The organism is Streptomyces sp. NPDC001373 (assembly GCF_042895815.1).
Lineage (GTDB): Bacteria > Actinomycetota > Actinomycetes > Streptomycetales > Streptomycetaceae > Streptomyces.
The window spans coordinates 89,062-113,073 of sequence record NZ_JBIAWQ010000008.1; the positions used below are offsets into that span (position 1 = coordinate 89,062).

General features: G+C 73.1%; 17 protein-coding genes. 10 read left to right on the forward strand and 7 right to left on the reverse strand.

Features of this window, described 5'->3' with window-relative positions; translation table 11 throughout:
• The first annotated feature begins 97 nt into the window (after positions 1 to 97).
• From ACFY15_RS19730 to ACFY15_RS19750, 5 genes are all read left to right on the forward strand, one after another.
• Positions 98 to 844, forward strand: coding sequence for an NUDIX domain-containing protein (locus ACFY15_RS19730; RefSeq protein WP_366451068.1), 747 nt, complete (start codon positions 98 to 100; stop codon positions 842 to 844).
• Positions 845 to 1,017: 173 nt separating this feature from the next.
• Positions 1,018 to 2,961, forward strand: coding sequence for an ATP-binding cassette domain-containing protein (locus ACFY15_RS19735; protein WP_390690189.1), 1,944 nt, complete (start codon positions 1,018 to 1,020; stop codon positions 2,959 to 2,961).
• A 201-nt stretch (positions 2,962 to 3,162) separates the two neighbouring features.
• Entirely contained in the window at positions 3,163 to 4,050 is an 888-nt protein-coding gene (locus ACFY15_RS19740; RefSeq protein ID WP_390690190.1) for a FadR/GntR family transcriptional regulator, read from the forward strand.
• A 315-nt stretch (positions 4,051 to 4,365) separates the two neighbouring features.
• Positions 4,366 to 5,952: an RNA polymerase sigma factor gene (locus ACFY15_RS19745; RefSeq protein ID WP_390825831.1), complete on the forward strand. Its 1,587-nt coding sequence runs from the start codon at positions 4,366 to 4,368 to the stop codon at positions 5,950 to 5,952.
• A gap of 101 nt (positions 5,953 to 6,053) precedes the next feature.
• Complete coding sequence (locus ACFY15_RS19750) at positions 6,054 to 6,908, forward strand: S1 family peptidase (protein WP_390825832.1); 855 nt, start codon at positions 6,054 to 6,056, stop codon at positions 6,906 to 6,908.
• Positions 6,909 to 7,110: 202 nt separating this feature from the next.
• On the opposite strand, the gene ACFY15_RS19755 is transcribed toward ACFY15_RS19750, so the two are convergent.
• Entirely contained in the window at positions 7,111 to 7,347 is a 237-nt protein-coding gene (locus ACFY15_RS19755) for a hypothetical protein (protein ID WP_042813742.1), read from the reverse strand.
• A gap of 447 nt (positions 7,348 to 7,794) precedes the next feature.
• On the opposite strand from ACFY15_RS19755, the gene ACFY15_RS19760 reads away from it, so the two are divergent.
• The 3 genes from ACFY15_RS19760 (at position 7,795) to ACFY15_RS19770 (ending at position 12,123) form a co-directional block, all read left to right on the forward strand.
• Complete coding sequence (locus ACFY15_RS19760; protein ID WP_390690193.1) at positions 7,795 to 9,915, forward strand: type IIA DNA topoisomerase subunit B; 2,121 nt, start codon at positions 7,795 to 7,797, stop codon at positions 9,913 to 9,915.
• 130 nt (positions 9,916 to 10,045) lie between these two features.
• A complete protein-coding gene (locus tag ACFY15_RS19765; RefSeq protein WP_390690194.1) occupies positions 10,046 to 10,534 on the forward strand; it encodes a DUF485 domain-containing protein in 489 nt (162 codons plus the stop codon).
• Complete coding sequence (locus tag ACFY15_RS19770) at positions 10,531 to 12,123, forward strand: cation acetate symporter (RefSeq protein ID WP_390690195.1); 1,593 nt, start codon at positions 10,531 to 10,533, stop codon at positions 12,121 to 12,123. Before ACFY15_RS19765 ends, ACFY15_RS19770 begins: the two co-directional genes overlap by 4 nt.
• 18 nt (positions 12,124 to 12,141) lie before the next feature.
• Here ACFY15_RS19770 and ACFY15_RS19775 read toward each other — a convergent pair whose 3' ends face one another.
• The 4 genes from ACFY15_RS19775 to ACFY15_RS19790 form a co-directional block, all read right to left on the reverse strand.
• Positions 12,142 to 12,840 (reverse strand): response regulator, encoded by a 699-nt coding sequence (locus tag ACFY15_RS19775; protein ID WP_390690196.1) that lies wholly within the window; start codon positions 12,838 to 12,840, stop codon positions 12,142 to 12,144.
• Positions 12,837 to 14,453: an ATP-binding protein gene (locus tag ACFY15_RS19780; RefSeq protein WP_390690197.1), complete on the reverse strand. Its 1,617-nt coding sequence runs from the start codon at positions 14,451 to 14,453 to the stop codon at positions 12,837 to 12,839. Before ACFY15_RS19780 ends, ACFY15_RS19775 begins: the two co-directional genes overlap by 4 nt.
• Positions 14,454 to 14,559: 106 nt before the next feature.
• Complete coding sequence (locus tag ACFY15_RS19785; RefSeq protein WP_390690198.1) at positions 14,560 to 14,718, reverse strand: hypothetical protein; 159 nt, start codon at positions 14,716 to 14,718, stop codon at positions 14,560 to 14,562.
• Positions 14,719 to 15,549: 831 nt separating this feature from the next.
• On the reverse strand, positions 15,550 to 16,818 hold the full coding sequence (locus ACFY15_RS19790) for a citrate synthase (protein ID WP_390690199.1): 1,269 nt from the start codon (positions 16,816 to 16,818) through the stop codon (positions 15,550 to 15,552).
• Between the two features lie 55 nt (positions 16,819 to 16,873).
• On the opposite strand from ACFY15_RS19790, the gene ACFY15_RS19795 reads away from it, so the two are divergent.
• Positions 16,874 to 18,040, forward strand: coding sequence for a citrate synthase/methylcitrate synthase (locus ACFY15_RS19795; protein WP_390690200.1), 1,167 nt, complete (start codon positions 16,874 to 16,876; stop codon positions 18,038 to 18,040).
• Positions 18,041 to 18,054: 14 nt separating this feature from the next.
• Complete coding sequence (locus ACFY15_RS19800; protein WP_390690201.1) at positions 18,055 to 19,134, forward strand: CobW family GTP-binding protein; 1,080 nt, start codon at positions 18,055 to 18,057, stop codon at positions 19,132 to 19,134.
• On the opposite strand, the gene ACFY15_RS19805 is transcribed toward ACFY15_RS19800, so the two are convergent.
• A complete protein-coding gene (locus ACFY15_RS19805) occupies positions 19,135 to 21,249 on the reverse strand; it encodes a restriction endonuclease (RefSeq protein WP_390825833.1) in 2,115 nt (704 codons plus the stop codon).
• 101 nt (positions 21,250 to 21,350) lie between these two features.
• The gene (locus tag ACFY15_RS19810; protein WP_390690203.1) at positions 21,351 to 23,807 is read right to left on the reverse strand and encodes a DNA topoisomerase (ATP-hydrolyzing) subunit A; all 2,457 of its coding nucleotides are present in this window, start codon (positions 23,805 to 23,807) and stop codon (positions 21,351 to 21,353) included.
• Positions 23,808 to 24,012 lie beyond the last annotated feature (205 nt).

The following is a 24,012-nucleotide window of genomic DNA, read 5'->3' on the forward strand; positions in this document are numbered from 1 at the left end:
CCCGCCTGGGCGCGACGGTGCGGACTGGGTTCGAGATCACCGTCCTCGGGATCACGAAAGCGCTGTTTATCGTCAGGCAGACGACTATGATCGCGGCATGTCGCCCTACGACCCGTCGGCCTTCCCGCCCTTCGCCGTCACCGTCGACCTGGTCGTGCTCACCGTGCGGCGCCACGCGCTCTGCGCGCTGGTCGTACGTCGGGGAGAGCAGCCGTTCCAGGGCCGCTGGGCCCTGCCCGGCGGCTTTGTGCGCGGGGACGAGGACCTCGCGGCCGCCGCGGCGCGGGAGCTCGCCGAGGAGACCGGGCTGTGCGCGCACGACCCGGCCGCTCCCGGCGTGGACAACGGGGCGCACCTCGAACAGCTCGCCACCTACGGGGACCCGCAGCGAGACCCGCGGATGCGGGTGGTCAGCGTGGCGCACCTGGTGCTCGCTCCCGACCTCCCCGCGCCCCGGGCGGGCGGCGACGCGAACAGCGCCCGCTGGGCTCCCGTCGACGAGCTCCTGGAGGGCCCCGACCAGACCGTCACGGGCCTCGCCTTCGACCACGCACGGATCCTCGCCGACGGTGTGGAGCGTGCCCGCTCGAAGATCGAGTACTCCTCGCTGGCCACCGCCTTCTGCCCGCCCGAGTTCACCGTGGGCGAGCTCCGCCGGGTGTATGAGGCCGTGTGGGGCGTGGCGCTCGACCCGCGCAACTTCCACCGCAAGGTCACCGGGACCCCCGGGTTCCTGGTGCCCGCCGGGGGGACGACGACCCGTCAGGGCGGTCGGCCCGCACAGTTGTTCAGGGCCGGCGGGGCGACCCTGCTCAACCCGCCGATGCTGCGGCCGGAGGTCTGACCCGCCGTCTTCGGTCCGTAACCGGACCGGGCCTTCCGGGCCCGCACCGCCCCGGACGGCCGCAATGCCGGCCGCGACTCGGAGCGGTTGCGTAGAAAATCGGACATATCGCGTTATCTTGCATGGGGTACTCACCCTGCCGCAGAGCGGTCTCACACCCCGCGAGAGAAGCGATGCTCCAGGCCATCGGACTCACCAGTGCACCCCGCCGAGATCTGCCGCCCCTCGTGGACGACCTCACCTTCGAGGCCCGCCCGGGGTGCGTGACCGCCCTGCTCGGAGAGCCGGGTTCGGGCAAGACCACCGCCCTGCGGCTCATGCTCGAACTCGAACCGGGCCGCGGCATCACCTACTTCCGCGGCCGCCCGCTGCACCGGATCCCGCATCCCGGCCGTGAGGTCGGCGTGCTCCTCGGTGACGTCCCCGGACATCCTTCGAGGACGGTCCGCGGCCAGCTGCGCATGCTCTGCGCCGCCGTCGGCGTACCGGCCTCCCGGGCGGACACCATGATGGAGGTCGTCGGCATCGCGGGCCTGCGCGACCAGCGGATCGGGACGCTCTCGGTCGGCATGGACCGCCGCCTCGGGCTGGCCGCGGCCCTCCTCGCCGACCCCTGCACCCTGCTCCTCGACGAGCCGTCCGCCGGCCTCCAGCCCCGGGAACGCGCCTGGCTGCACGGACTGCTGCGCGGCCACGCCTCCCTCGGCGGGGCCGTGCTGTTCACCACCGCCGACGCGAAGGAAGCGGCCCGCAGCGCCGACCGGGTCGTCTCCATCGCCTCGGGCCGACTCGTCGCCGACCAGGAGGCCGCGGACTTCGCCCGCACCCGGCTGCGCCCGCGGGTCGCCGTGCGCACCCCGCACGCCGCCCGGCTGGCCGACGTCCTGGGCCGCGAGGCCCGTGCCGCGCACCGTGCCGTGGAGATCGTCGCGGAGAGCGGCAGCCGGCTCTCGGTGTACGGCAGCGACTGCGCCGAGGTCGGCGAAGCGGCTTTCCGCAACGGCGTCCTCGTCCACCAGCTCGCCGACGAGACCGGTGACGCCGGAGCCCCGGTCCCGCCCGTGCCGCAGGCCCGCGCCGGCGGACCGGCCAAGACGGAGGCGCGGATCGAGGCCGGGGCCCCGGTCCGAGCCGGGGCGGGCGCCGCCGCGGGCCCCGACACCGCCGTCCCCCACGACTCCCGCACGGACCCGCGCCCGGCCCGCGGTGCCGGGTTCCGCGGGGAGGCAGGCCCCGCGACCACGTCCTGGCCCGCCCCCGGTCCGGAGGCCGGGGAACGCCCCGCAGCCGGCGCGCGCCCCCCGGCCACCCGCTCCACGCCCCCCGTCTCCACGGTGCGCCGTGTGGGCGGGCCGCTGCGCCCGCTGCGCTACGAACTGCGCCGCGTCTTCGGCACCGTCACGCCCTTCCTCACCGCCGCCCTCGTCGTCGCCGTCTCCGCACTGACCGCCCTGGTGCTGGCCCGGGCCGGGCACGCCCCCCGCGACCGGGTGCTCGCGGCCTGGCCGGATCTGGTCCCGCTGCCCCCCGCCGCGCTCGGGGCGGGGCTGCTCGGCGCCCTGTCCTTCGGCGAGGAGTACCGCTACCCCGCTCTCGCCGCCGACCGTGGCACCGTCCCGCGCCGCCTCGGGCTGCTCACCGCCAAGCTCGGCGTCTGCGCCGTCCTCGCCCTTCTCCTCGGCGCCCTCGCCGTCACTGCCGACGCCGCCGCCCTCCGGCTAGTCTTCGGCCGCGGTCCGCTGGGCACCTGGGCGGAGTGGGTCGCGCCCGGCGCGAGTTGGGCGGGGCTGCTGGTCGGCTGCGCCTGGGCCGGGGTGCTCGGCTCCGCGGTGTTCCGCTCCGCCTCGGCCGGCCTGGCCGCGGTGCTCGCCGTGCCGGTGATGGTCGTACCGCTGGTGCGCAAAGTGCTGGAGGGGCCCTCCGCGTACCCCGCGACCGGGTTCGCTTCCCGGCTGCGCGGCCTGGCCTCGGCGCCGTGGCCCCCGGAGGCGGACCGCTGGGTGCTGGGGGCCTTCCGGGTGATGGCCCAACCCGTCGGTGCCGCACTGGTGTTGTCGCTGACGGTCCTGTTGTGCGCCTATGGGTTCACAGGACTGCGCGGTCGGGTCCGTTGGTGATCGTTCCGGTGCGTCGGCCGACTCCCTGAGGACCGGACAAGTCCGCTTCGCGTCGGATCACACGAAGCGGACCACAACTCCCCGCAAAAGGCCCGGTTCTTTACGATAAGTCGTCAATTGCGTAGGTGGCACCGATCACCCTTTCGTGTGCTTTTCACCAAAGACCTCAAGGGCGGTGGAGGCGCGGCCGACAAAGGATTCGTGAGTACCCTTGCGCACACCATGATGACCGCCGCCCGCCATGCCGACTCCGGCCTCGCCGGCCCGGGCGAACTCGACCGCTACCCCTATGCGGAGGCCCCCGGATCGGACCGGGTGGGACCGCCCCACTGGGACGGCGCCGACGTCGAGTTGAGCCGTGTGGGCCGTCGGGCGGCCGGCAGCCGCGGCCGCGGGCTGCACGGTCAACTCGTCCAGCAGCTCGGCCAGATGATCGTCTCCGGCGATCTCGGCGCGGACCGGCCGCTGGTCCCCGAGGAGATCGGCCAGCGCTTCGAGGTCTCCCGCACCGTCGTCCGCGAATCGCTGCGCGTCCTGGAGGCCAAGGGCCTCGTCAGCGCCCGCCCCAACGTGGGCACCCGGGTCCGGCCGGTCGCCGACTGGAACCTCCTCGACCCCGACATCATCGAGTGGCGCGCCTTCGGCCCCCAGCGCGACGACCAGCGCCGCGAGCTCAACGAGCTCCGCTGGACCATCGAGCCCCTGGCCGCCCGCCTCGCCGCCGGCCACGGCCGCCCGGACGTCCAGCAGCGCCTCTCCGACATGGTCGAGATCATGGGCCACGCCCTCGGGCAGGGCGACGCGATCACCTTCGCCCGCGCCGACAACGAGTTCCACGGGCTGCTGATCCAGGTCGCCGGCAACCGCATGCTGGAGCACCTGTCGGGCATCGTCTCCGCCGCCCTCCAGGTCTCCGGCAGTCCCGTCACCTCCTGCGACCGCCCGAGCGAGACCTGCGTGGCGCACCACGCGCGGATGGTCGAGGCCCTCGCCGCCGGTGACGGCGCGGGTGCCGAGAGCGCCATGCGCCAGCTCCTGACGGTGCATCCGGAGGTCGAGCGCGTGGTGCCCGCCCCGCGCGAGCACTGACCCCCCGGCGCACGGGGGCGTGGGGGTTCCGCACCGGTCGCCGGGCCTGTTTTCGGGCCCGGCGACACCGGTGTACGGGGGGTGCCGAGACGTCGGTGTGACTTGGGCCACGAAGATTGGGCGTAACGCTCTGCGACGTCACGCGATGACCTAAGCGGTGATGGCCGACGGAGGGAAGACAGCAGCCCTTGGGGTGCTGTGCAGCTCCCCGGTCCCTGCCCGCGCCCCCGGCCCATCCCCAGTCGGTGGTCGTCGGCTCCGGTCCAGCACCAGGCCGGGGTCGGAACCCGTTCCCATCGTTCCGAGAGGTTGTTCGTGTCGGCCAGCACATCCCGTACGCTCCCGCCGGAGATCGCCGAATCCGAGTCCGTGATGGCGCTCATCGAGCGGGGCAAGGCCGAGGGGCAGATCGCCGGCGATGACGTGCGTCGGGCCTTCGAGGCTGACCAGATTCCTGCGACCCAGTGGAAGAATGTCCTGCGCAGCCTCAACCAGATCCTCGAGGAAGAGGGTGTGACGCTGATGGTCAGTGCCGCAGAGTCGCCCAAGCGCACCCCACGCAAGAGCGTCGCAGCGAAGACCCCCGCCAAGCGTACGACGACCAGGCCGGTCGCGGCCAAATCGGCGGCCGCCCCGGCCGCCGCCGCCCCGGCCGCGGCCGCCCCGGCGGCGGAAGCCGGTCCGACGGAACCCGATACCACCGACGTCCTCGCCGGGGAGCCGGCGGCCGAGCCCGCCGCGAAGAAGACGGCGGCCCGCAAGACGGCGGCCAAGAAGACCGCGCCCGCCAAGAAGGCCGCCGCGAAGAAGACCGCCGCCAAGAAGACCGCCGCCAAGAAGGACCTGGACGAGGGCGACGAGGAGACCGTCGACGAGGGTCCCGACGCGGTGAAGGCCGAGGCCGAGGAAGAGGAGGAGGGCGGGGAGAACAAGGGCTTCGTCATCTCCGACGACGAGGACGACGCCCCCGCCCAGCAGGTCGTCGTGGCGGGTGCCACCGCCGACCCCGTCAAGGACTACCTCAAGCAGATCGGCAAGGTCCCCCTCCTCAACGCCGAGCAGGAGGTCGAGCTCGCCAAGCGCATCGAGGCGGGTCTGTTCGCCGAGGACAAGCTGGCCAACTCCGACAAGCTGGCGCCCAAGCTCAAGCGCGAACTGGAGATCATCGCCGAGGACGGCCGCCGCGCCAAGAACCACCTGCTGGAGGCCAACCTCCGCCTCGTGGTCTCCCTGGCCAAGCGCTACACGGGCCGCGGCATGCTCTTCCTGGACCTGATCCAGGAGGGGAACCTCGGTCTGATCCGCGCGGTCGAGAAGTTCGACTACACCAAGGGCTACAAGTTCTCCACGTACGCGACCTGGTGGATCCGGCAGGCGATCACCCGCGCGATGGCGGACCAGGCCCGCACCATCCGCATCCCGGTGCACATGGTCGAAGTGATCAACAAGCTCGCCCGCGTACAGCGCCAGATGCTCCAGGACCTGGGCCGCGAGCCCACCCCGGAGGAGCTGGCCAAGGAACTGGACATGACCCCGGAGAAGGTCATCGAGGTCCAGAAATACGGCCGCGAGCCGATCTCCCTGCACACACCGCTCGGCGAGGACGGCGACAGCGAGTTCGGCGACCTGATCGAGGACTCCGAGGCGGTCGTCCCGGCCGACGCGGTGAGCTTCACGCTCCTGCAGGAGCAGTTGCACTCGGTGCTCGACACGCTGAGCGAGCGCGAGGCCGGCGTGGTCTCGATGCGCTTCGGACTGACCGACGGCCAGCCCAAGACCCTCGACGAGATCGGCAAGGTCTACGGGGTCACCCGTGAGCGCATCCGCCAGATCGAGTCCAAGACCATGTCGAAGCTGCGCCACCCCTCGCGCTCCCAGGTGCTGCGCGACTACCTGGACTGACCGGACCGGCAGGGGCGCACGACGGTGGCCGCGCGGGTGCGCGCGGCCACCGGGCATCCCACTCTGGGTGGAGTGATGCACACCCGGAGTCAGGAGGCCCCATGCGTCGTCCCTTCGCCCGTGCCCTGGCGGGCGCATTGACCCTGGTGGCGGGAGCGGCCGTGGTGCCGCTGGCCCAGGCGCCCACGGTGGCGGCGGACAGCGTCGTCATAGGCGGGAAGCCGGTGAAGGTGGCCGACAGCCCGTGGGTCGTGGCCCTCGCCAGCCGTGACCGGTTCGGGGGTATCCGTGACGGACAGTTCTGCGGTGGTGTCCTCGTGGCCCCGACCACGGTGGTGACGGCGGCCCACTGCCTGGGCCCCCAGGTACTGGGCGGGCCGGTCGACTCCGTCGCCGACTTCCGTGTGATCACGGGCCGGACGGAGCTGCGGGCCTCCGAGGGGCGGGAGATCGCGGTCCGCGCGGCCCGGGTCAACCCGGCGTACGACCCCGGGACCAACGTCGGCGACCTCGCCGTGCTGGAACTGGCCGAGGCGGTGCCGGCGGAGAACGTGCTCCCCATGGCAGCCGAGGGCCACCCCGGCTACGAGGCGGGCACCGGGGCGGCGGTGTACGGCTGGGGCGACACGAGCGGGTTCGGGGACTACGCGTACGGGCTGCGAGCGGCACAGGTCACCGTGCTGGACGACGACGTCTGCCGGCGGGCTTACCCGGGCGGCTCCGATGGTCAGTACCGGGCCGACTCCATGGTGTGCGCGGGCGACCGGTCGGGCGGGAAGGACGCCTGCCAGGGGGACAGCGGCGGCCCGCTGGTGGCCGGGGGCCGACTGATCGGTCTGGTGTCCTGGGGGCGCGGCTGCGGGCGGGCCGACAGCCCCGGGGTGTACACCCGGATCGCCCCGTTGATCGACTTCGTGAGCGGCCCCCAGGGCGACCGGCGGCGCGGCGGGGTCTGAGGCGTCGGGCGGGGGGTCCGCAGGGGCTCCAGCACCCCCGTACGGCCCGGCACGGGGGTGCTGGAGCCCCTGCGGACCCCCCGCGAGCGGGGGGGAGAGCGCCCCGGACATGAGGACGGGCGGCGCCTCTGGGTCTCAGAGACGCCGCCCGTCGACCGGCCTTGCCGGTCCTGGCTCGTCGGATGCGAGGTCAGGCCTTGTGTCAGCGGTCCTCGTGGTCGGCTGCGTGGGCGGCCGGAGCGGACGTCAGCCGCTCAGTCTCATCCTGTATTTCCGCGGCGATCTTCTTGAGTTCCGGCTCGAACTTACGCCCGTGGTGGGCGCAGAAGAGCAGTTCACCACCGCTCAGGAGGACGACGCGCAGATATGCCTGGGCGCCGCAACGGTCGCATCGGTCAGCGGCCGTCAGCGGGGTCGCGGGTGTCAGAACAGTAGTCACGTCGCCTCTTCTCTAGCTCGACGAGCTGTCGTACCAGGGTCAACATCCAACCAGGCCGAAAACGTTCCCGCTCGCGGCTTTTCCTCGAAACTTCCTTCCGAAGCTGGCCGGCTGCTGCCGGTTGGCGGCGAAGGAGCCGTATTGCGTTGCTTTACGGTTTCGCGTTGTCAGTCGTTCGCTTGTAGCAGTTCTCGTCCTCCCCGGCGTGAGTGCCGGTTGTGCATGAGGACGTGCCCGAACCCTAAATGGTTCATGCCTGGAAGGGAACGTGATGTTTGCTTCACCCTCACGGGGGATCGAACATCCGTGCGGATCTGCACTAGGCTGTGGAACGCGCGAGGGTGGCGTTGCATCGGCTCTACCAGGCCTCGGTACCCTTCGACCGGCAACCGAGCCACCCCTGCGCCCCAGTGGGCCAGAAAAGAAATTCAGCGAGGAGCGAACTGCGTGACCGCCGACACGTCCGTGCCTTCCAGCGCGCTGCTGTCCGGAGCAGACCGGGACGGTTCCAACTACACCGCGCGGCACCTGCTCGTCCTCGAAGGCCTCGAGGCCGTCCGCAAGCGCCCTGGCATGTATATCGGCTCCACCGACAGCCGAGGCCTGATGCACTGCCTCTGGGAGATCATCGACAATTCCGTCGACGAGGCCCTGGGCGGCTACTGCGACCACATCGAGGTCATCCTCCACGAGGACGCCTCGGTCGAGGTCCGTGACAACGGCCGCGGCATCCCGGTCGACGTCGAGCCCAAGACCGGCCTGTCCGGCGTCGAGGTCGTCATGACCAAGCTGCACGCCGGCGGCAAGTTCGGCGGCGGCTCCTACGCGGCCTCCGGCGGCCTCCACGGCGTCGGCGCCTCCGTGGTCAACGCCCTGTCGGCCCGCCTCGACGTCGAGGTCGACCGCGGCAGCTCCACGCACGCCATCAGCTTCCGGCGAGGCGTGCCCGGGCTCTTCACCGAGCAGGGCGCCGACAGCCCGTTCGACCCGGCCGGAGGCCTGCGCAAGATCAAGCGGATCGCCAAGGGCAAGACCGGCACCCGGATCCGTTACTGGGCCGACCGCCAGATCTTCCTGAAGGACGCCCGCCTCTCGCTGGAGACGCTCTACCAGCGCGCCCGCCAGACCGCCTTCCTCGTGCCCGGCCTGACCATCGTCGTGCGCGACGAGCGTGCCGTCGACGGCGCCGGCAAGACCGAGGAGACCTTCCGCTACGACGGCGGCATCAGCGAGTTCTGCGACTACCTCGCCCAGGACAAGGCCGTCTGCGACGTGCTGCGCCTGACCGGTACGGGCACCTTCAAGGAGACCGTCCCGGTCCTCGACGACCGCGGCCACATGACCCCCACCGAGGTCACCCGGGAGCTGGGCGTGGACATCGCCCTGCGCTGGGGCACGGGCTACGAGACCGGCGTCAAGTCCTTCGTGAACATCATCGCCACCCCCAAGGGCGGCACCCACGTGGCCGGATTCGAGCGGTCCGTCACCAAGACCGTGAACGAGGTGCTGCGCTCCGCGAAGCTGCTGCGCGTCGCCGAGGACGACGTCGTCAAGGACGACGCCATGGAGGGCATGACGGCGGTCGTCACCGTCCGCCTCGCCGAGCCCCAGTTCGAGGGCCAGACGAAGGAGGTGCTCGGCACCTCCGCGGCCACCCGGATCGTCGCGGCCGTCGTGGCCAAGGAACTCAAGGCCTTCCTGACCTCGACCCGGCGCGACGACAAGCAGCAGGCCCGCGCCGTGATGGAGAAGATCGTCGCGGCTGCCCGGACCAGGATCGCGGCCCGCCAGCACAAGGAGGCGCAGCGCCGGAAGACCGCGCTGGAGTCCTCCTCCCTGCCGGCCAAGCTGGCCGACTGCCGCAGCGACGACGTGGACCGCAGCGAGCTCTTCATCGTCGAGGGGGACTCGGCCCTCGGTACGGCCAAGCTCGCCCGGAATTCCGAGTTCCAGGCGCTGCTGCCGATCCGCGGCAAGATCCTCAACGTCCAGAAGTCCTCGGTCTCGGACATGCTCAAGAACGCCGAGTGCGGTGCGATCATCCAGGTCATAGGAGCCGGCTCCGGCCGCACCTTCGACATCGACGCCGCCCGGTACGGGAAGGTCATCATGATGACCGACGCCGACGTCGACGGCTCCCACATCCGCACCCTGCTGCTGACCCTGTTCCAGCGGTACATGCGGCCGATGGTCGAGGCGGGCCGGGTCTTCGCGGCCGTCCCGCCGCTGCACCGGATCGAGCTGGTCCAGCCCAAGCGGGGCCAGGACAAGTACGTCTACACGTACTCGGACAGCGAACTGCGTCAGACCCTGCTGGAGTTCCAGCGCAAGAACGTCCGGTACAAGGACGCCATCCAGCGCTACAAGGGCCTCGGCGAGATGGACGCGGACCAGCTCGCGGAGACCACGATGGACCCCCGCCACCGCACCCTGCGGCGGATCAACATCGGCGATCTGGAAGCGGCCGAGCAGGTCTTCGACCTCCTCATGGGCAACGAGGTCGCCCCCCGCAAGGAGTTCATCACCAGCTCGGCCGCGACCCTGGACCGCTCGCGCATCGACGCCTGATCCGGCGCCCGGCGCTCTTCGCTCCCTCACCTGATGGAGTGAAGAGCGCCAGGACGCCAGTCCGGAAAGCGACCATCCGGCACATCCTTGTGAGCACGCCGCCGATGCGGCGGCGGACAAGGAGAGTTCGGTGGACAAGCACGAAGGTCGTGAAGCCGGAACGGTCCGGTTTGACGACCCCTGGTACGACGCCCCAGCCGGGGGCTGGGGCAAGGGCTCGGAGGCCCCGCCGCCGTATCGGCCCACGGCGGACCGGAGCGCCCCGAGCGCGTCCGACATCTACCTGGAGGTGCAGCGCAGTGCCGCCTTCCAGGAGGTCCGCGGCCGGTACCGAAGGTTCGTCGTGCCCGCGACCGCCGGCTTCCTCGTCTGGTACGTCGCCTACGTGATCGCGGCCACCGCCGCGCCCGGGCTGATGGCCCGGCCCGTGGTGGGCTCGTTCAACGTGGCCCTGCTGGCGGGTCTCGGCCAGTTCCTCAGTACCTTCCTGCTGACCTGGGCCTACTCCCGGCACGCCCGGCTGCGACGGGACGGCGCCGCGCTCGACCTGCGCTGGACCGTCTTCGAACGGGAACGCGGCCAGGAGCGCACCGGTGCGGGGCGGGGGGAGGGCCGGTGACCTCCGAACACCAGACGCTCGCGCTGATCCTGTTCAGCCTGTTCATCGCGGTCACCCTGGGCATCACCACCTGGGTCAGCCGCAGGAGGCACGGCTCGGCGGAGGAGTTCTACGCGGGCGGGCGACTGTTCTCCCCGATGGAGAACGGTTTCGCCATCGCCGGCGACTACATGTCCGCCGCCTCCTTCCTCGGGGTCTCCGGACTGATCTCGCTCTTCGGCTACGACGGCCTGCTGTACCTGATCGGATTTCTCGTCGCCTGGCTGATGGTGCTGTTCCTGGTCGCCGAACTGGTCCGCAACTGCGGTCGCTTCACCCTCGCCGACGTCGTCGTCGCCCGGATGAGCGAACGGCCCGTGCGGATCGCCGCCGGGACCTCCTCGGTGGTGGTCTCGGTCCTCTACCTGGTCGCGCAGATGGTCGGCGCGGGCAGCCTGGTGGGTCTGCTCCTGTCGGACGCCGGCCCCGGGGCCCGGACCCTGACGGTGATCGGGGTCGGCGCGCTGATGGTGGTCTACGTTGCCTTCGGCGGGATGCGGGCCACCACCTGGATCCAGATCGTCAAGGCCGTCCTGCTGATCGGCGGGGCGATCGCCCTGACCGTGCTGGTCCTGTTGCGCTTCCATGGGAACCTCGACCAGCTCCTCGCGTCCGCCGCCGAACGCAGCGGGCACGGGGCCCGGTTCCTGAGCCCCGGCCTGCGATACGGCGGGGGCTGGACGGCGCGGATCGACTTCATGAGCCTGGGTCTGGCCCTGGTCCTGGGCACGGCGGGGCTGCCCCACATCCTGTCGCGCTTCTACACCGTGCCGACCGCGCGGGCCGCCCGCCGGTCAGCGGTGTGGGCGATCGGGCTGATCGGGGGCTTCTACCTGATGACGATCGTGCTCGGCTTCGGGGCGGCCGCGCTGGTCGGGCCTGACGCGGTGCGGGCGTCCAGCGCCTCCGGGAACACGGCCGTCCCGCTCCTGGCCGGCATGCTCGGTGGGGGCGCCGAATCCACCGGTGGCGCGGTGCTGTTCGCGCTTGTGGCCGCCATCGCCTTCGCGACGATCCTCGCGGTGGTCGCCGGCATCACCCTGGCCTCGTCGGCCTCCGTCGCGCACGACCTGTACGCCTCCCTCGGGCGGCGGCGGGCCCGGCAGCGCGGCGAGGTGGCCGTGGCCCGGACCGCGGCCGTGGGCATCGGGGCGGTGGCCATCGCCCTCGGGCTGCTCGCCCAGAACATGAACGTGGCGTTCCTGGTGGGGCTGGCCTTCGCCGTGGCGGCCTCGGCGAACCTGCCAGTGCTGCTGTACTCGCTTTTCTGGCGGAGCTTCACGACCCGGGGGGCCGTGTGGTCGGTGTACGGCGGGCTGCTCCCGGCTCTGGTGCTCGTGGTCCTGTCGCCGGTGGTGTCCGGGAGTCCCGGATCCCTCTTCCCCGAGCTGGACTTCCAGTACTTCCCGCTGCAGAACCCCGGGATCGTGTCGGTCCCGCTCGGCTTCCTTGCGGGCTGGCTGGGCACGGTCACCTCCGCGGAGGAGCCGGACGAGCGCAAGTACGCCCAGACGGAGGTCCGTTCCCTCACAGGGGCCGGCGCGGTGTGAGGTCCGCGGGGCGGCGGTTCAGGCCCCGGCCGACGGGAGCCAGGCGTAGCGGTGTTCCGGGCGGCCGGTCTCGCCGTAGCGCAGGGCCAGGGAGACGCGGCCGGCGCGGTCAAGGAGCTTCAGGTAGCGCTGGGCGGTCTGGCGGCTGATGCCGGCCCGGTCGGCGATCTGCTGGGTGGACAGGGGGCCCTCGGCCGTGCGCAGCACCCGGCGGACCAGGTCCGCGGTGGTGGGGGAGTGCCCCTTGGGGAGGTCATTGGGGGTGCCGGCCGCGGCGAGGGCCCCGAAGATCCGGTCCACCTCGGCCTGTTCGGCCTCTCCGCCGCCGGACAGGGAGCGGCGCAGGGCCGCGTAGGCCTCCAGCCTGGCGCGCAGGCCGGCGAAGGTGAACGGCTTGACCAGGTACTGGAGGGCGCCGAGTCGCATGGCCGCCTGGACGGTGGCCAGGTCCCGGGCGGCGGTGACCATGATCACGTCGGTGTGCCGGCCCGGCTCGCGCAGGCGCCGCACCAGGTCGAGGCCGGTCCCGTCGGGGAGGTAGTGGTCGAGGAGTACGAGGTCCACCGGGCGGGCCGTGAGGAACTCCACTGCCTCGGCGGCCGAATGGGCCCGGCCCGCGACCTGGAACCCGGGAACCTTCGCCACGTACGCCGCGTTGATACGGGCAACACGCATGTCGTCGTCGACGACCAATACGTGGATCGGGGACTCGTTCACCGCAGGGCCTCCGGAAGTACGACGGAGAACTCCGCCCCTCCGTCCTCTGCTTCACCGGCCCGGGCGCTGCCGCCCTGCCGCTCCGCGAGGCGGCGTACCAGGGCGAGGCCCAGCCCGCGCTCGCGGTGGGCGGCGGGCTGCTTGGTCGACCAGCCCTCCGTGAAGATCTCCTCGCGGCGTCCGGCGGGGATCCCGGGGCCGCTGTCGCGCACCCGCAGGACGGCCGAGCGCCCCTGCGCGCGGATGTCGACCTCGACGAGGGGAGCGGTGGAGCCGGCCGCCGCGTCCAGGGCGTTGTCGATGAGGTTGCCGAGGATCGTGACGAGGCCGCCGGGATCCACCAGGCGGTCGGGGAGGAGGGACTTGGGCGCGAGGCGCAGCGGGACGCCGCGCTCGGCTGCGACGGTGGCCTTGCCCACCAGCAGCGCTGCCAGCAGGGGGTCGTGGACCTTCTCGGTGACCTGCTCGGCCGTGGTCCGGTGGACGCCCACGACCTCGGTCACGAACCCGGCGGCTTCCTCGTGCAGGCCCAGTTCGAGGAGGCCGAGGAGGGTGTGGAGGCGGTTGGCGTGCTCGTGGTCCTGGGCGCGCAGGGCGTCGATCAGGCCCTTGGTGGAAGCGAGCTCACGGCTCAGGTGCTCCAGTTCGGTGCGGTCGCGCAGCGTGGCCACGGCGCCGCCGTCGGCGGTGGGCATGCGGTTGGCGACCAGGACACGCGGACCCTGGACGGTCAGCAGGTCGCGGCCGGTGACGCGGCCGGCGAGGACGTCGCTGGTGCGGCCCGCGCCGAGGACCTCGTCCAGGGGCCGGCCGGCCAGGGTGTCCGCGCGGTCCTGGTCGAGGCCCAGCAGCCGGGCCGCCTCATCGTTGACGAGGCGTACCCGGTCGTCGCGGTCGAGGGCGATCACGCCCTCGCGGATGGAGTGCAGCATCGCCTCGCGTTCCGCGAGGAGGCCGGCGATGTCGGAGAAGGCCAGGTCCCGGGTCTGCCGTTGGATGCGACGGGAAAGGAGGTAGGCGGCGAGCGCCCCGGCGGCCAGGGCGCCGCCGGCGTAGGCGAGGAGGCCGGGGATGGCGCCGAGGAGCCGGTCGCGCACGCTGTCGTAGGCGATGCCGACGGAGACGGCCCCGACGATCTCCCCGTCGGCGGCGACGAGGGGTACCTTGCCGCGGGCGGAGCGGCCCAGGGTGCCCCGGTCGATCTCCATCACCTCGTGTCCGGCGAGCACGTCGCCGGGGTCGGTGGAGACGGGCCGTCCGATGCGGTCGGGGCTGGGGTGGGAGCGGCGGATCCCCTTCAGGTCGAGGACGACGACGTACTCGGCGCCGGTCGCGCTGCGGATCCGCTCGGCGGCGGCCTGGACGGGGCTGTCGGCCGTGGGCCGCGAGCGCAGGAGGTCGGCCGCCAGGGAGGGGTCCGCCGCCGCGCTCTGGGCGATGGCCAGCGCGCGCCGCATCGCCTGGTCGTCCAGCTGGTGGCTCAGGGGTGCCAGGAAGAGCCCGGTGGCCAGGACGAGGACCCCGGCGGCAATGGCCAGCTGGGTGAAGAGGATCTGCGAGACGGCGCGTCGGGGCAGCCCGAGACGGCGCGAGCGCGGGGGGAGGAACCGCATGACCAGTAACCGTAGGTCGGCGGGCGCCGAAGCGGAATGTCCGTCGCTCAGGCCTGCCCGGACAGTCACCCAGCGTGACCGTGGTCCGGGCGCCGGGGGCTCGCTCTCAGACGGTGCGGCCGGCGGGGGCCGCGGAGGCTGAAGGGGAGGCGACGGGCCGGGCCGGACGTTCGCGCAGCAGCAGGGCGGCGGCCAGGGCCGTCGCCGCGCCGTGGACCCCGTACACCATGCCGGCCGGGCCTCCGGCGGCCAGGACGATCGCCATGTCTCCGAGGGGACGACGCTGATCGCCCTTCATCTCCGGCTCGCTCGTCTTCGCCGACTCCACCACCGCCGCCTACCGCGCCTCCCTGGCACGGAACCTCGACGGGACCGCGGTCACCGTGGACCCCACGTACCCTCTCGGCGCCCCCGCCGACCAGCGCGAGTCCGTCCTCGACGACGCGCTCGTGGCCAGGCTGGCGGCCGTCCCCGGCGTCGGCCCGGCCGGCCGTCGACGGCTCGGCCACCCTCTCCGCCAAGGACGGCAGCCCGCTGCACGCCGGCAACACGATGGGGAAGCTGGCCGCTGCCTACGTCCCCGGCCCCGACGGCACGGACGGCCGCCATCCGCTGACCGCCGGCCGCGCCCCGCGCACCGCGGGCGAGGTGGCCCTCGACCGGGGCACCGCCGAGGCCGGCGGATACTCCCTCGGCGACACCGTCGGCCTCGCCACCGACGGCCGCCTCCTCGAACCGGGGCGCGCCTCGCGCACCCCGGCGCGGCTGCTGGTGAGTTCGCCGTCCGGGTACGCGCCGAGGCTCGCCGGGGAGGCGGTCGACGCCTGGTGGTTCGAGCGGCTGCTCGGCGAGGCCCGCGCGCGGCTGGCGGGCGAGCCGGTCACCGCCCACGCGCTGCTGCGCGGGGCGCTCGGGCTGCGGCGGGGCCCGGGACGCCCCGCCGGTCTCCTCCGGGTTCACCGTGGCCGTCCGCCCCGGTGCCCGCACCCTCGGCGAACCGGCCGCCCTGCCGGGCCGGGAGGCGGAGGCCGCCGCCCACCGGGCCGGGCGCGTGAGATCGGGGGACGGTGGCGCCGCCCCGGGGGGGAGCTGAGCGTCAGGGGACCGGGCGGGGCGGCCGGGGGCCCGTGTACCGGCCGCTCGGGCGCATCCGCAGCGGACGCTCCTGGTACTCCTCGAGCGCGTGCGCGATCCAGCCCGCCGTACGGGCCACCGCGAACACGGTCTCCCCGGCCTCGGCGGCCATCCCGCAGGACAGCGTCAGCGCCGCCAGCGCCAGGTCCACGTTCGGGTGCAGGCCGTGGCGGGCCATCACCCCCGCCACCTCCCGCGCCGCGCCCAGGGCGGCGCCCGCGCGGGGGAGCCCCTCCAGCCGCCCGGACAGCGCCCGCGCCCGGGGGTCCTCGCCCCGGTACAGACGGTGGCCGAACCCCGGCAGCCGCCGGCCCGCCCGCAGGTACTCCGCCACCACCGGCGCGGCCCCGCCCTGCTCCAGCACCTCCGCCAGCATCCGGTGCGCGAGCCGTCCCGCCGCCCCGTGCAGGGGGCCTTCGAGCGCGCCGAGCCCCGCGGAGACCGCGGCGTAGGGGTGGGCCCGCGCCGAGGCCGCGACCCGCACGGCCAGGGTGGAGGCGGCCAGGTCGTGGTCGACCAGCAGGCCCAGCGCCAGGTCCAGCGCGTCCACCGCCGCCGGCTCGGGTTCCTGCGCGGTCAGCCGGGACCACAGCCGCCGGGCGAGCCGCCCGTCGCCCGGGTCCTCCGGGGACACCTCGGGCAGGGCGCCGACCAGCGTGGGGACCAGGCAGCGCGCCGAACCGAGGACGGCCGCCCCGGACAGGTCGAAGCGCAGCGGGTCCGCGACCGCGGCGGCGGCCACCGCGACCCGCAGCAGGTCCAGGGGCCCGCTGTGCTCGGGCAGCGCGGCCACCGCGCGCCGGGCGGCGGCGAGCGGCTCCGGGGGAGCGGTGAACCGGGCTCCGCGCGCCAGGGTCCCGGTCCAGAGCCACTCGGCGACCTCCTCGTAGGAGTACCGGGAGGCCAGTTCCACGGCGTCGACTCCGCGGAACCAGTACCGGTCCGCCCCGGGCTCGATGAGGGTGAGCGCCGTGCGCACGGCCGGCTCCGGGGCGGCGGGCCCCGCCGCCTCGCGGCGGCTGCGCCGGGCCAGTGCCTCCACCTCGGCGGCGTCGAAGGTGCTGCCCCGCCCGCCCGCGTCACGGCGGCTGCCGAGCTGGCCCCGGCTGACGTAGGCGTACACGGTCGCCGGCTTCACCCCGAGGAGCCGGGCCGCCTCCTGCGTGGTGATCCGGCGGGGGAGGCCCTCCGCGGGGGCGTCGAAGGAGGCGTCGTGCCGGTGGTCTTTCATGATGGCCAGGCTACATATGTTGATTCAGTCAATATTGACATGGATCCAATCAAAGATGGATGGTCGCTCCATGAACACCACCGTCGAAGTACCCCGCGGTCTCGCGGGGGTCGTGGTCACCGAGACCGGGCTCGGTGACGTCCGCGGCCGCGAAGGCTTCTACCACTACCGCCAGTACTCGGCCGTGGAACTGGCCGCGTCCCGCACCTTCGAGGACGTCTGGCACCTGATGTTCCGCGGCGCCCTCCCCGTCCGCCCCGCCGAGCGGGCCGCCTTCACCGCCGAGATCGCCCCGCTGCGCCACCTCCCCGCCCAGGTCCGCGACGCCCTCCCCGCCCTCGCCCGGGCCACCGCCCTCTCCGGACCCCTCGCCGGACTGCGCACCGCGCTCTCGCTCCTCGGCGCCTGCGCCGGCTTCCGCCCCGTCTACGACCTCGACCCCGGCCGCCGGGCCGCCGACGCGCTCGCCGCCTGCGCCGCCGTACCGACCCTGCTCACCGCCCTGCACCGGCTCGGACAGGGCCTGGAGCCGGTCGAGCCGCGCGACGACCTCCCGTACGCCGTCAACTACCTGTGGATGCTCACCGGCGAGGAGCCCGACCCGGTCAAGGCCCGAGCCGTCGAGCGGTACCTGATCTCCACCATCGACCACGGCTTCAACGCCTCCACCTTCACCGCCCGTGTCATCGCCTCCACCGGCGCCGACGTCGCGGCCTGCCTCACCGGCGCGATCGGCGCCCTCTCCGGACCGCTGCACGGCGGAGCGCCCAGCCGGGCCCTGGACACCCTGGACGCCATCGGCACGGCCGACCGCATCGGACCCTGGATCCGGGAGCGGGTCCTCGCCGGAGACCGGATCATGGGCTTCGGGCACCCCGTCTACCGCACCGAGGACCCGCGCTCGCGGATGCTGCGGGACATCGCCCGGGAGTTCGGCGGGCCGCTCGTGGAGTTCGCCGTGGAGGTCGAGCGTCAGGTGGAGGAGATCCTCGCCGAGCTCAAGCCGGGCCGGGAGCTGCACACCAACGTGGAGTTCTACGCGGGCGTGGTCATGGAGCTGTGCGGGCTGCCGCGCGAGATGTTCACCCCGACCTTCTGCGCGGCCCGCGTGGTCGGCTGGAGCGCGAACGTCCTGGAGCAGGCCGCCGACTCGAAGATCATCCGACCCGCCGCGCGCTACACCGGCCCCACCCCGCCCCAGCCCGTGCCCCCGCTGGGCTGACTACGATCGTCCGGGTGAACAGCGTCCAGCCCATCCCCGTCGTCGTCCTCTCCGGATTCCTCGGCTCCGGCAAGACCACGGTCCTCAACCACCTCCTCGCCCACCGCGGGGGCACCCGTATCGGGGTCGTCGTCAACGACTTCGGCTCGATCGAGATCGACGCGATGTCGGTGGCCGGCCAGGTCGGCGACTCGATGGTCTCCCTCGGCGGCGGCTGCCTGTGCTGCGCCGTCGACGGCAGCGAGCTGGACGCGTACCTGGAGAAGCTCGCCGCGCCCGTCCACCGGATCGACGTCATCGTCATCGAGGCCAGCGGGCTCGCCGAACCCCAGGAGATGGTCCGGATGCTGATGGCCAACGAGAACCCGGCCGTCCGCTACGGCGGCCTCGTCCAGGTCGTCGACGCCGCCGAGTTCGACGCGACCCGGGCCGCGCACCCGGAGACCGACCGCCACCTGGCCGTCGCCGACCTGGTCGTACTCAACAAGACCGACCGGGTCGACGCCGCCGAACGGGCCCGCATCGAGGCGGAACTCGCCGCGCTCGCCGCCCCCGGCACCCCGCTGGTCGGCGCCGACCACGGGCGGATCGACCCGGAACTGCTCTTCGACCGCCGCCCCTGGACCGAGACCCGGGGCCAGCTCTCCTTCGAGGACCTGCTGGCGGAGGCCGGGGAGCACGCACACGGGGACGAGGACCACGGCGCACACGCCCACGCGGCCTACGAGAGCGTCTCCTTCGCCACCGACCAGGCCCTCTCCCCGCGCCGGTTCATCGACTTCCTCGACCGCCGCCCCGCCGGGCTCTACCGGATCAAGGGCTTCGTCTGGTTCGGAGTCCCCGGCCACCAGGAGCGGTACGAGGTCCACGCGGTCGGCCGCTTCCTGCGCTTCGACCCCGGCCCCTGGGGCCGGGGAGAGCCGCGCGGCACCCGGCTCGTCCTGATCGGCAAGGGCGTCGACGGCCCGGCCCTGCGGCACGGACTGGAGGCCTGCCGGGAAGCGGACCCCGGGCGGGGCCTCCCGGACAGCATGTGGGGCGTACTGCGCTACGTACCCGGGCCGCCGCGGGACGCACCTGCGGAAGAGGACTAGCTAGGCGACCTCGACGCCGAAGTCGCCCAGCAGGGCCTCCAGCCCGTCGCGGTAGCCCTTGCCGCCGATCACGAAGTCCCAGTCGCCGTTCGCCCGGCGCCGGAACGAGCCCAGCACCAGGGCCGTCTCACCGGCGCGGCCGTCGGACACCTCCAGGCGGCCCAGCTCCCCGCCCGCCCCGTCCAGCAGCCGGATGTGGGCGTCGGTGAAGCCCGCCAGGTCCGCGTCCGGGTTGACCTCCGGGTCCACGGCGGCCACCAGCACCAGGCGGTCGGCCCGCGCGGGCAGCGCGTCGAAGGCCACTTCGACGGCGGCCTTGTCCGGAGCGGAGTGCGGGCGGGCGCGAACCGAGCCGCCCGGGGTGCGGGGGTTGTTGAAGAACACGAAGTGCTCCTCGCTCAGCACCCGGCTGCCCGTGCAGACCAGCGCGCACACGTCGAGCGCCACCGCCCCCGACCAGTACATGCCCAGCACGTTGTGGTCGGCACAGTCGGCGGAGTCGGCGGCCAGCGGCGTGTCGACGAGGGTCGGCGCCGGGGAGGCCGGCGCGGACGCCCCGGGGGCCGGGCGCCCGCCGGAAGTGCCGGGGCCGAGGCGTCCGCGGAGCCCGTACTGGTGCAGCAGTTCCACCAGCTCGGCACCGGGAACCAACTCCAGCGGCTTGCCGTTGGCGAAGGTGTACGAACCGGGCCCGAAGGACGCGGTGGTGACCAGCACCCCCTTGTTCGCCCCCTTGTCCTGGACCGTGCCGTACAGGTCCCGTACCGCCGTCGGCGGCACGGTGTTGCGGTAGCGCTTGACCTGCACCACGATCCGCCCGCCCCGGATCGGGGCCGGGTCCAGCGCCTCGACGTCCACCCCGCCGTCACCCGACCGCTGCGTCGTCACCGCCTCCATGCCCATCGCCCGGAACAGCTCGGCGACCAGGTTCTCGAAGACGATCGGATCCATGGTGAAGAGGTCCGGCTCGTCCTCGTCGCCTCCGGTGTGCCCCCCATGGCTGACGACGTCACCGACCTCGTCGGGCCGACGCCCCGGACGTACCTCCGTCAGCTGGTCGGGGCGCGCCGACAACTGCCCGCCCAGCCCCGACACCAGGCAGTCCACCGCGCTGACCTGCTCCAGCCGCAGCCCGGCGAAGGCGCTCCGCCCCGCCGGCACGGTGGACAGGACGAACCTCGCCTCCTGCCCGGTGGCGGGGTCGTGGCAGTCCACGAACCCGTTGACGACGACCGAGTCCAGGACGCCGAACTCGTCCGCCGCGTACAGCTCCCGCACCACCAGCAGCATGCACTGCGCCAGCAGGTCCCGGTACAGGGCGCGGCGTTCCGTGACGGGACGGGGCCTGATCCTGTCCTGGTCCGTGCTCGGCAGGTACTGCACCGACCTGGCCTCCGGCACCACCGCGAACCCGGGCAGTTCCCAGTCCAGCACCAGCTGTCGGGCTGCCGGGTCGTAGGCGGCCGACACCTGGCGGGGCAGTGCCTCGGGCCAGGCCGTCGAGGCGTACAGAGCGGCCGAGAAGTACTCCACCACGGCGTCGGCGCCGCCCGCGCGCAGGGCATCCGCCAGGGCGGCCAGGCCGCTGTTGTGGGCACGCGTGCCGGCGAGCTGCTCCTCGGCCCACCGGTCGTACTGCAGGCGGTACGCCGCCAGCTGCTGCCGTCGCTGCGCCTCCGCGGCGTTCGCCGCCTGCCAGGCGGCGGTGTACCGGTCGTGCGCCTCCCGCTCCGCCTGTGCCCGCTGGTGCGAGCCGGGCGGCCAGCCGCTGCCCTGCTGCCGGAACTCCTCGATGCGGGGCATCGGCACGGGCTGCCCGAGCGCCCCGGGGTCGAAGGGCTCCAGCCGTTCGGGCCGCACCAGGGAGGACATCCGGAACGCCGGCGCCCCGCACCCCGCGACCAGCAGTCGCTTGAGGGCCTCCACCTCGGCGTCGATCTCGGCGGTGCGGCGCGCGGCCTCGGCCTCGCGGTACTGCCGGTGGCTGCGGTTCGCGTCCCGCTCGTAGGCACGCTCGCGGCGCTCGGCCTCCCGCTGCTGGATCAGCTGTGTCTGCTGCTGCCGACGCTGGGCCTCGGCCCAGTCCCCGATCACTCCGCCCGCCCGACGACTCATCAGCTGTGTACTCCCCCCACCAACGCCAGGAAGGAAAACACTAGTCGGCATTCGGGTGGTACGTCCCCAGGGTCGCACCACCCGAACGCCGCCGTACGGTCCTACAGTGCCGCCCCCGCCAGCACCGCGACCACGGCCGGGAGTGCCGCGCCCGAGCCGTCGCGGCGCGGGTCCGGGGCCGGGAGCGCGGCCGGGTCGCCGTTCGCGGCGGCCGCGCGGGCCGGGGCGTTGCCCGCCCAGGCCAGCACCAGCAGGTCCTCGCCCTTGAGGAACCGCTGGCAGCGCACGCCGCCGGTCGCGCGGCCCTTGCGCGGGTACTGGTCGAACGGGGTCAGCTTGCCCGAGGCCGGGGCGCCGTCGAGCGTCCCCTGCGCGCCCGCCACCGTGAACACCTGGGCGTCCCGGGCCGGGTCGACCGCCGAGAAGTGGATCACCTTGGCGTTCCCGGAGAGCTTGATGCCCGCCATACCGCCCGCCGGGCGGCCCTGGGGGCGCACCTGCCCGGCCGGGTAGCGCAGCAGCTGCGCGTCGTCGGTGATGAAGACCAGGTCCTCCTCACCCGTGCGCAGTTCGACCGCGCCGACGATCCGGTCGCCCTCCTTGAGGGTGATGACCTCCAGCTCGTCCTTGTTCGCCGGGTAGTCCGGCACGACCCGCTTGACCACGCCCTGCTCGGTGCCCAGGGCCAGGCCCTGCGAGGACTCGTCCAGCGAGGTCAGGCAGACCACCGTCTCGTCGGCCTCCAGCCCGGAGACGAACTCCGAGACCGGGGCCCCGCCCGCCAGGCTCGGTGCGGCGTGCGTGTCCGGCAGCTGCGGCAGGTCGATCACCGAGAGCCGCAGCAGGCGGCCGTACGAGGTCACCACGCCCACGTCGGCCCGGGCGGTCGCCGCCACCTGCGAGACGACCAGGTCGTGCTTGGCGCGGGCGGAGCCCTCGTCGATCGGCAGCGGATCGGCGTTGGCCGTACGGGCCAGCAGGCCCGTGGACGACAGCAGCACCCGGCAGGGGTCGTCCGCGACCTCCAGCGGCACCGCGGCCACAGCCGTGCCCGCCGACTCCAGCAGCACCGTACGCCGCGGGGTGCCGAACTTCTTGGCGACCGCGGCCAGTTCCGAGGAGACCAGCTTGCGCAGCTCGGCGTCCGAGTCCAGGATCCGGGTCAGCTCCTCGATCTCGCCGGTCAGCCGGTCGCGCTCGGACTCCAGCTCGATCCGGTCGAAGCGGGTGAGCCGGCGCAGCGGGGTGTCCAGGATGTACTGGGTCTGGACCTCGCTCAGCGAGAAGCGCTCCATCAGGCGCTCCTTGGCCTGCGCCGAGTTGTCGCTGTCGCGGATCAGGCGGATGGCCTCGTCGATGTCGACCAGGGCCACCAGCAGGCCCTCGACCAGGTGCAGCCGGTCGCGCCGCTTGCCGCGGCGGAACTCGCTGCGCCGGCGCACGACCTCGAAGCGGTGGTCGAGGTAGACCTCCAGCAGCTCCTTGAGGCCCAGCGTCAGCGGCTGCCCGTCGACCAGCGCGACGTTGTTGATGCCGAAGGACTCCTCCATCGGCGTCAGCTTGTACAGCTGCTCCAGCACGGCCTCCGGGTGGAAGCCGTTCTTGATCTCGATGACCAGGCGCAGGCCGTGCGCGCGGTCGGTGAGGTCCTTGACGTCGGCGATGCCCTGGAGCTTCTTCGAGCCGACCAGGTCCTTGATCTTCGCGATGACCTTCTCGGGGCCGACCGTGAAGGGCAGTTCGGTGACGACCAGGCCCTTGCGGCGCGGCGTCACGTCCTCCACGGACACCGTGGCGCGGATTCTGAACGTGCCGCGGCCGTTCTCGTAGGCGTCCTTGATGCCGGAGAGGCCCACGATGCGCCCGCCGGTGGGCAGGTCGGGACCCGGCACGAAGCGCATCAGCGCCTCCAGGTCCGCGTCCGGGTACCGGATCAGGTGGCGGGCGGCCGCGACGACCTCGCCCAGGTTGTGCGGGGGCATGTTGGTGGCCATGCCGACCGCGATCCCGGACGTGCCGTTGACCAGCAGGTTCGGGTAGGCGGCGGGGAGGGTGACGGGCTCGCGCTCCTGGCCGTCGTAGTTGGCGGCGAAGTCGACGGTGTCCTCGTCGATCGACTCCGTCATCAGCGACGTGGCGTCGGCCATCTTGCACTCGGTGTAGCGCATCGCGGCCGGCGGGTCGTCGTTGCCGAGCGAGCCGAAGTTGCCGTGGCCGTCGACCAGCGGCAGCCGCATCGAGAAGGGCTGGGCCATGCGCACGAGGGCGTCGTAGATCGACTGGTCTCCGTGCGGGTGGAGCTTGCCCATGACCTCGCCGACGACGCGGGCGCACTTCACGTACCCGCGGTCGGGGCGCAGGCCCATTTCGTTCATCTGGTAGACGATGCGCCGGTGCACGGGCTTCATGCCGTCCCTGGCGTCCGGCAGGGCCCGGGAGTAGATCACCGAGTACGCGTACTCGAGGAAGGAGCCCTGCATTTCGTCGACGACGTCGATGTCGAGGATCTTCTCCTCGAAATCCTCCGGCGGCGGGGTCTTCGTGCTGCGGCGGGCCATCGCTGCGGCGCTCCTAACCAAGATCGGGGGGTGTGCGGGCGGGGGTGTGCGACGGGGTCGCCGCCGACCATTGTGGCCCGAACCACCGACAACGCCGACTCCGACCCTGGGGTACCCCCTGGATGGGGGCCCCCTCCCAGCGGTAGCTGGGGGAGAGTCCTCGGGGGAGTGAGGGATGGGAACTTCTCCGTGCACCTGCGCGCTT

Bases quoted from the DNA above. Each gene is read 5' to 3' on its own strand.
- ACFY15_RS19730 (WP_366451068.1), top strand. From the start codon at position 98: ATGTCGCCCTACGACCCGTCGGCCTTCCCGCCCTTCGCCGTCACCGTC.
- ACFY15_RS19735 (WP_390690189.1), top strand. From the start codon at position 1,018: ATGCTCCAGGCCATCGGACTCACCAGTGCACCCCGCCGAGATCTGCCG.
- ACFY15_RS19750 (WP_390825832.1), top strand. From the start codon at position 6,054: ATGCGTCGTCCCTTCGCCCGTGCCCTGGCGGGCGCATTGACCCTGGTG.
- ACFY15_RS19780 (WP_390690197.1), bottom strand. From the start codon at position 14,453: ATGCGGTTCCTCCCCCCGCGCTCGCGCCGTCTCGGGCTGCCCCGACGC.
- ACFY15_RS19785 (WP_390690198.1), bottom strand. From the start codon at position 14,718: ATGGCGATCGTCCTGGCCGCCGGAGGCCCGGCCGGCATGGTGTACGGG.
- ACFY15_RS19790 (WP_390690199.1), bottom strand. From the start codon at position 16,818: ATGAAAGACCACCGGCACGACGCCTCCTTCGACGCCCCCGCGGAGGGC.
- ACFY15_RS19795 (WP_390690200.1), top strand. From the start codon at position 16,874: ATGGATGGTCGCTCCATGAACACCACCGTCGAAGTACCCCGCGGTCTC.
- ACFY15_RS19805 (WP_390825833.1), bottom strand. From the start codon at position 21,249: ATGAGTCGTCGGGCGGGCGGAGTGATCGGGGACTGGGCCGAGGCCCAG.
- ACFY15_RS19810 (WP_390690203.1), bottom strand. From the start codon at position 23,807: ATGGCCCGCCGCAGCACGAAGACCCCGCCGCCGGAGGATTTCGAGGAG.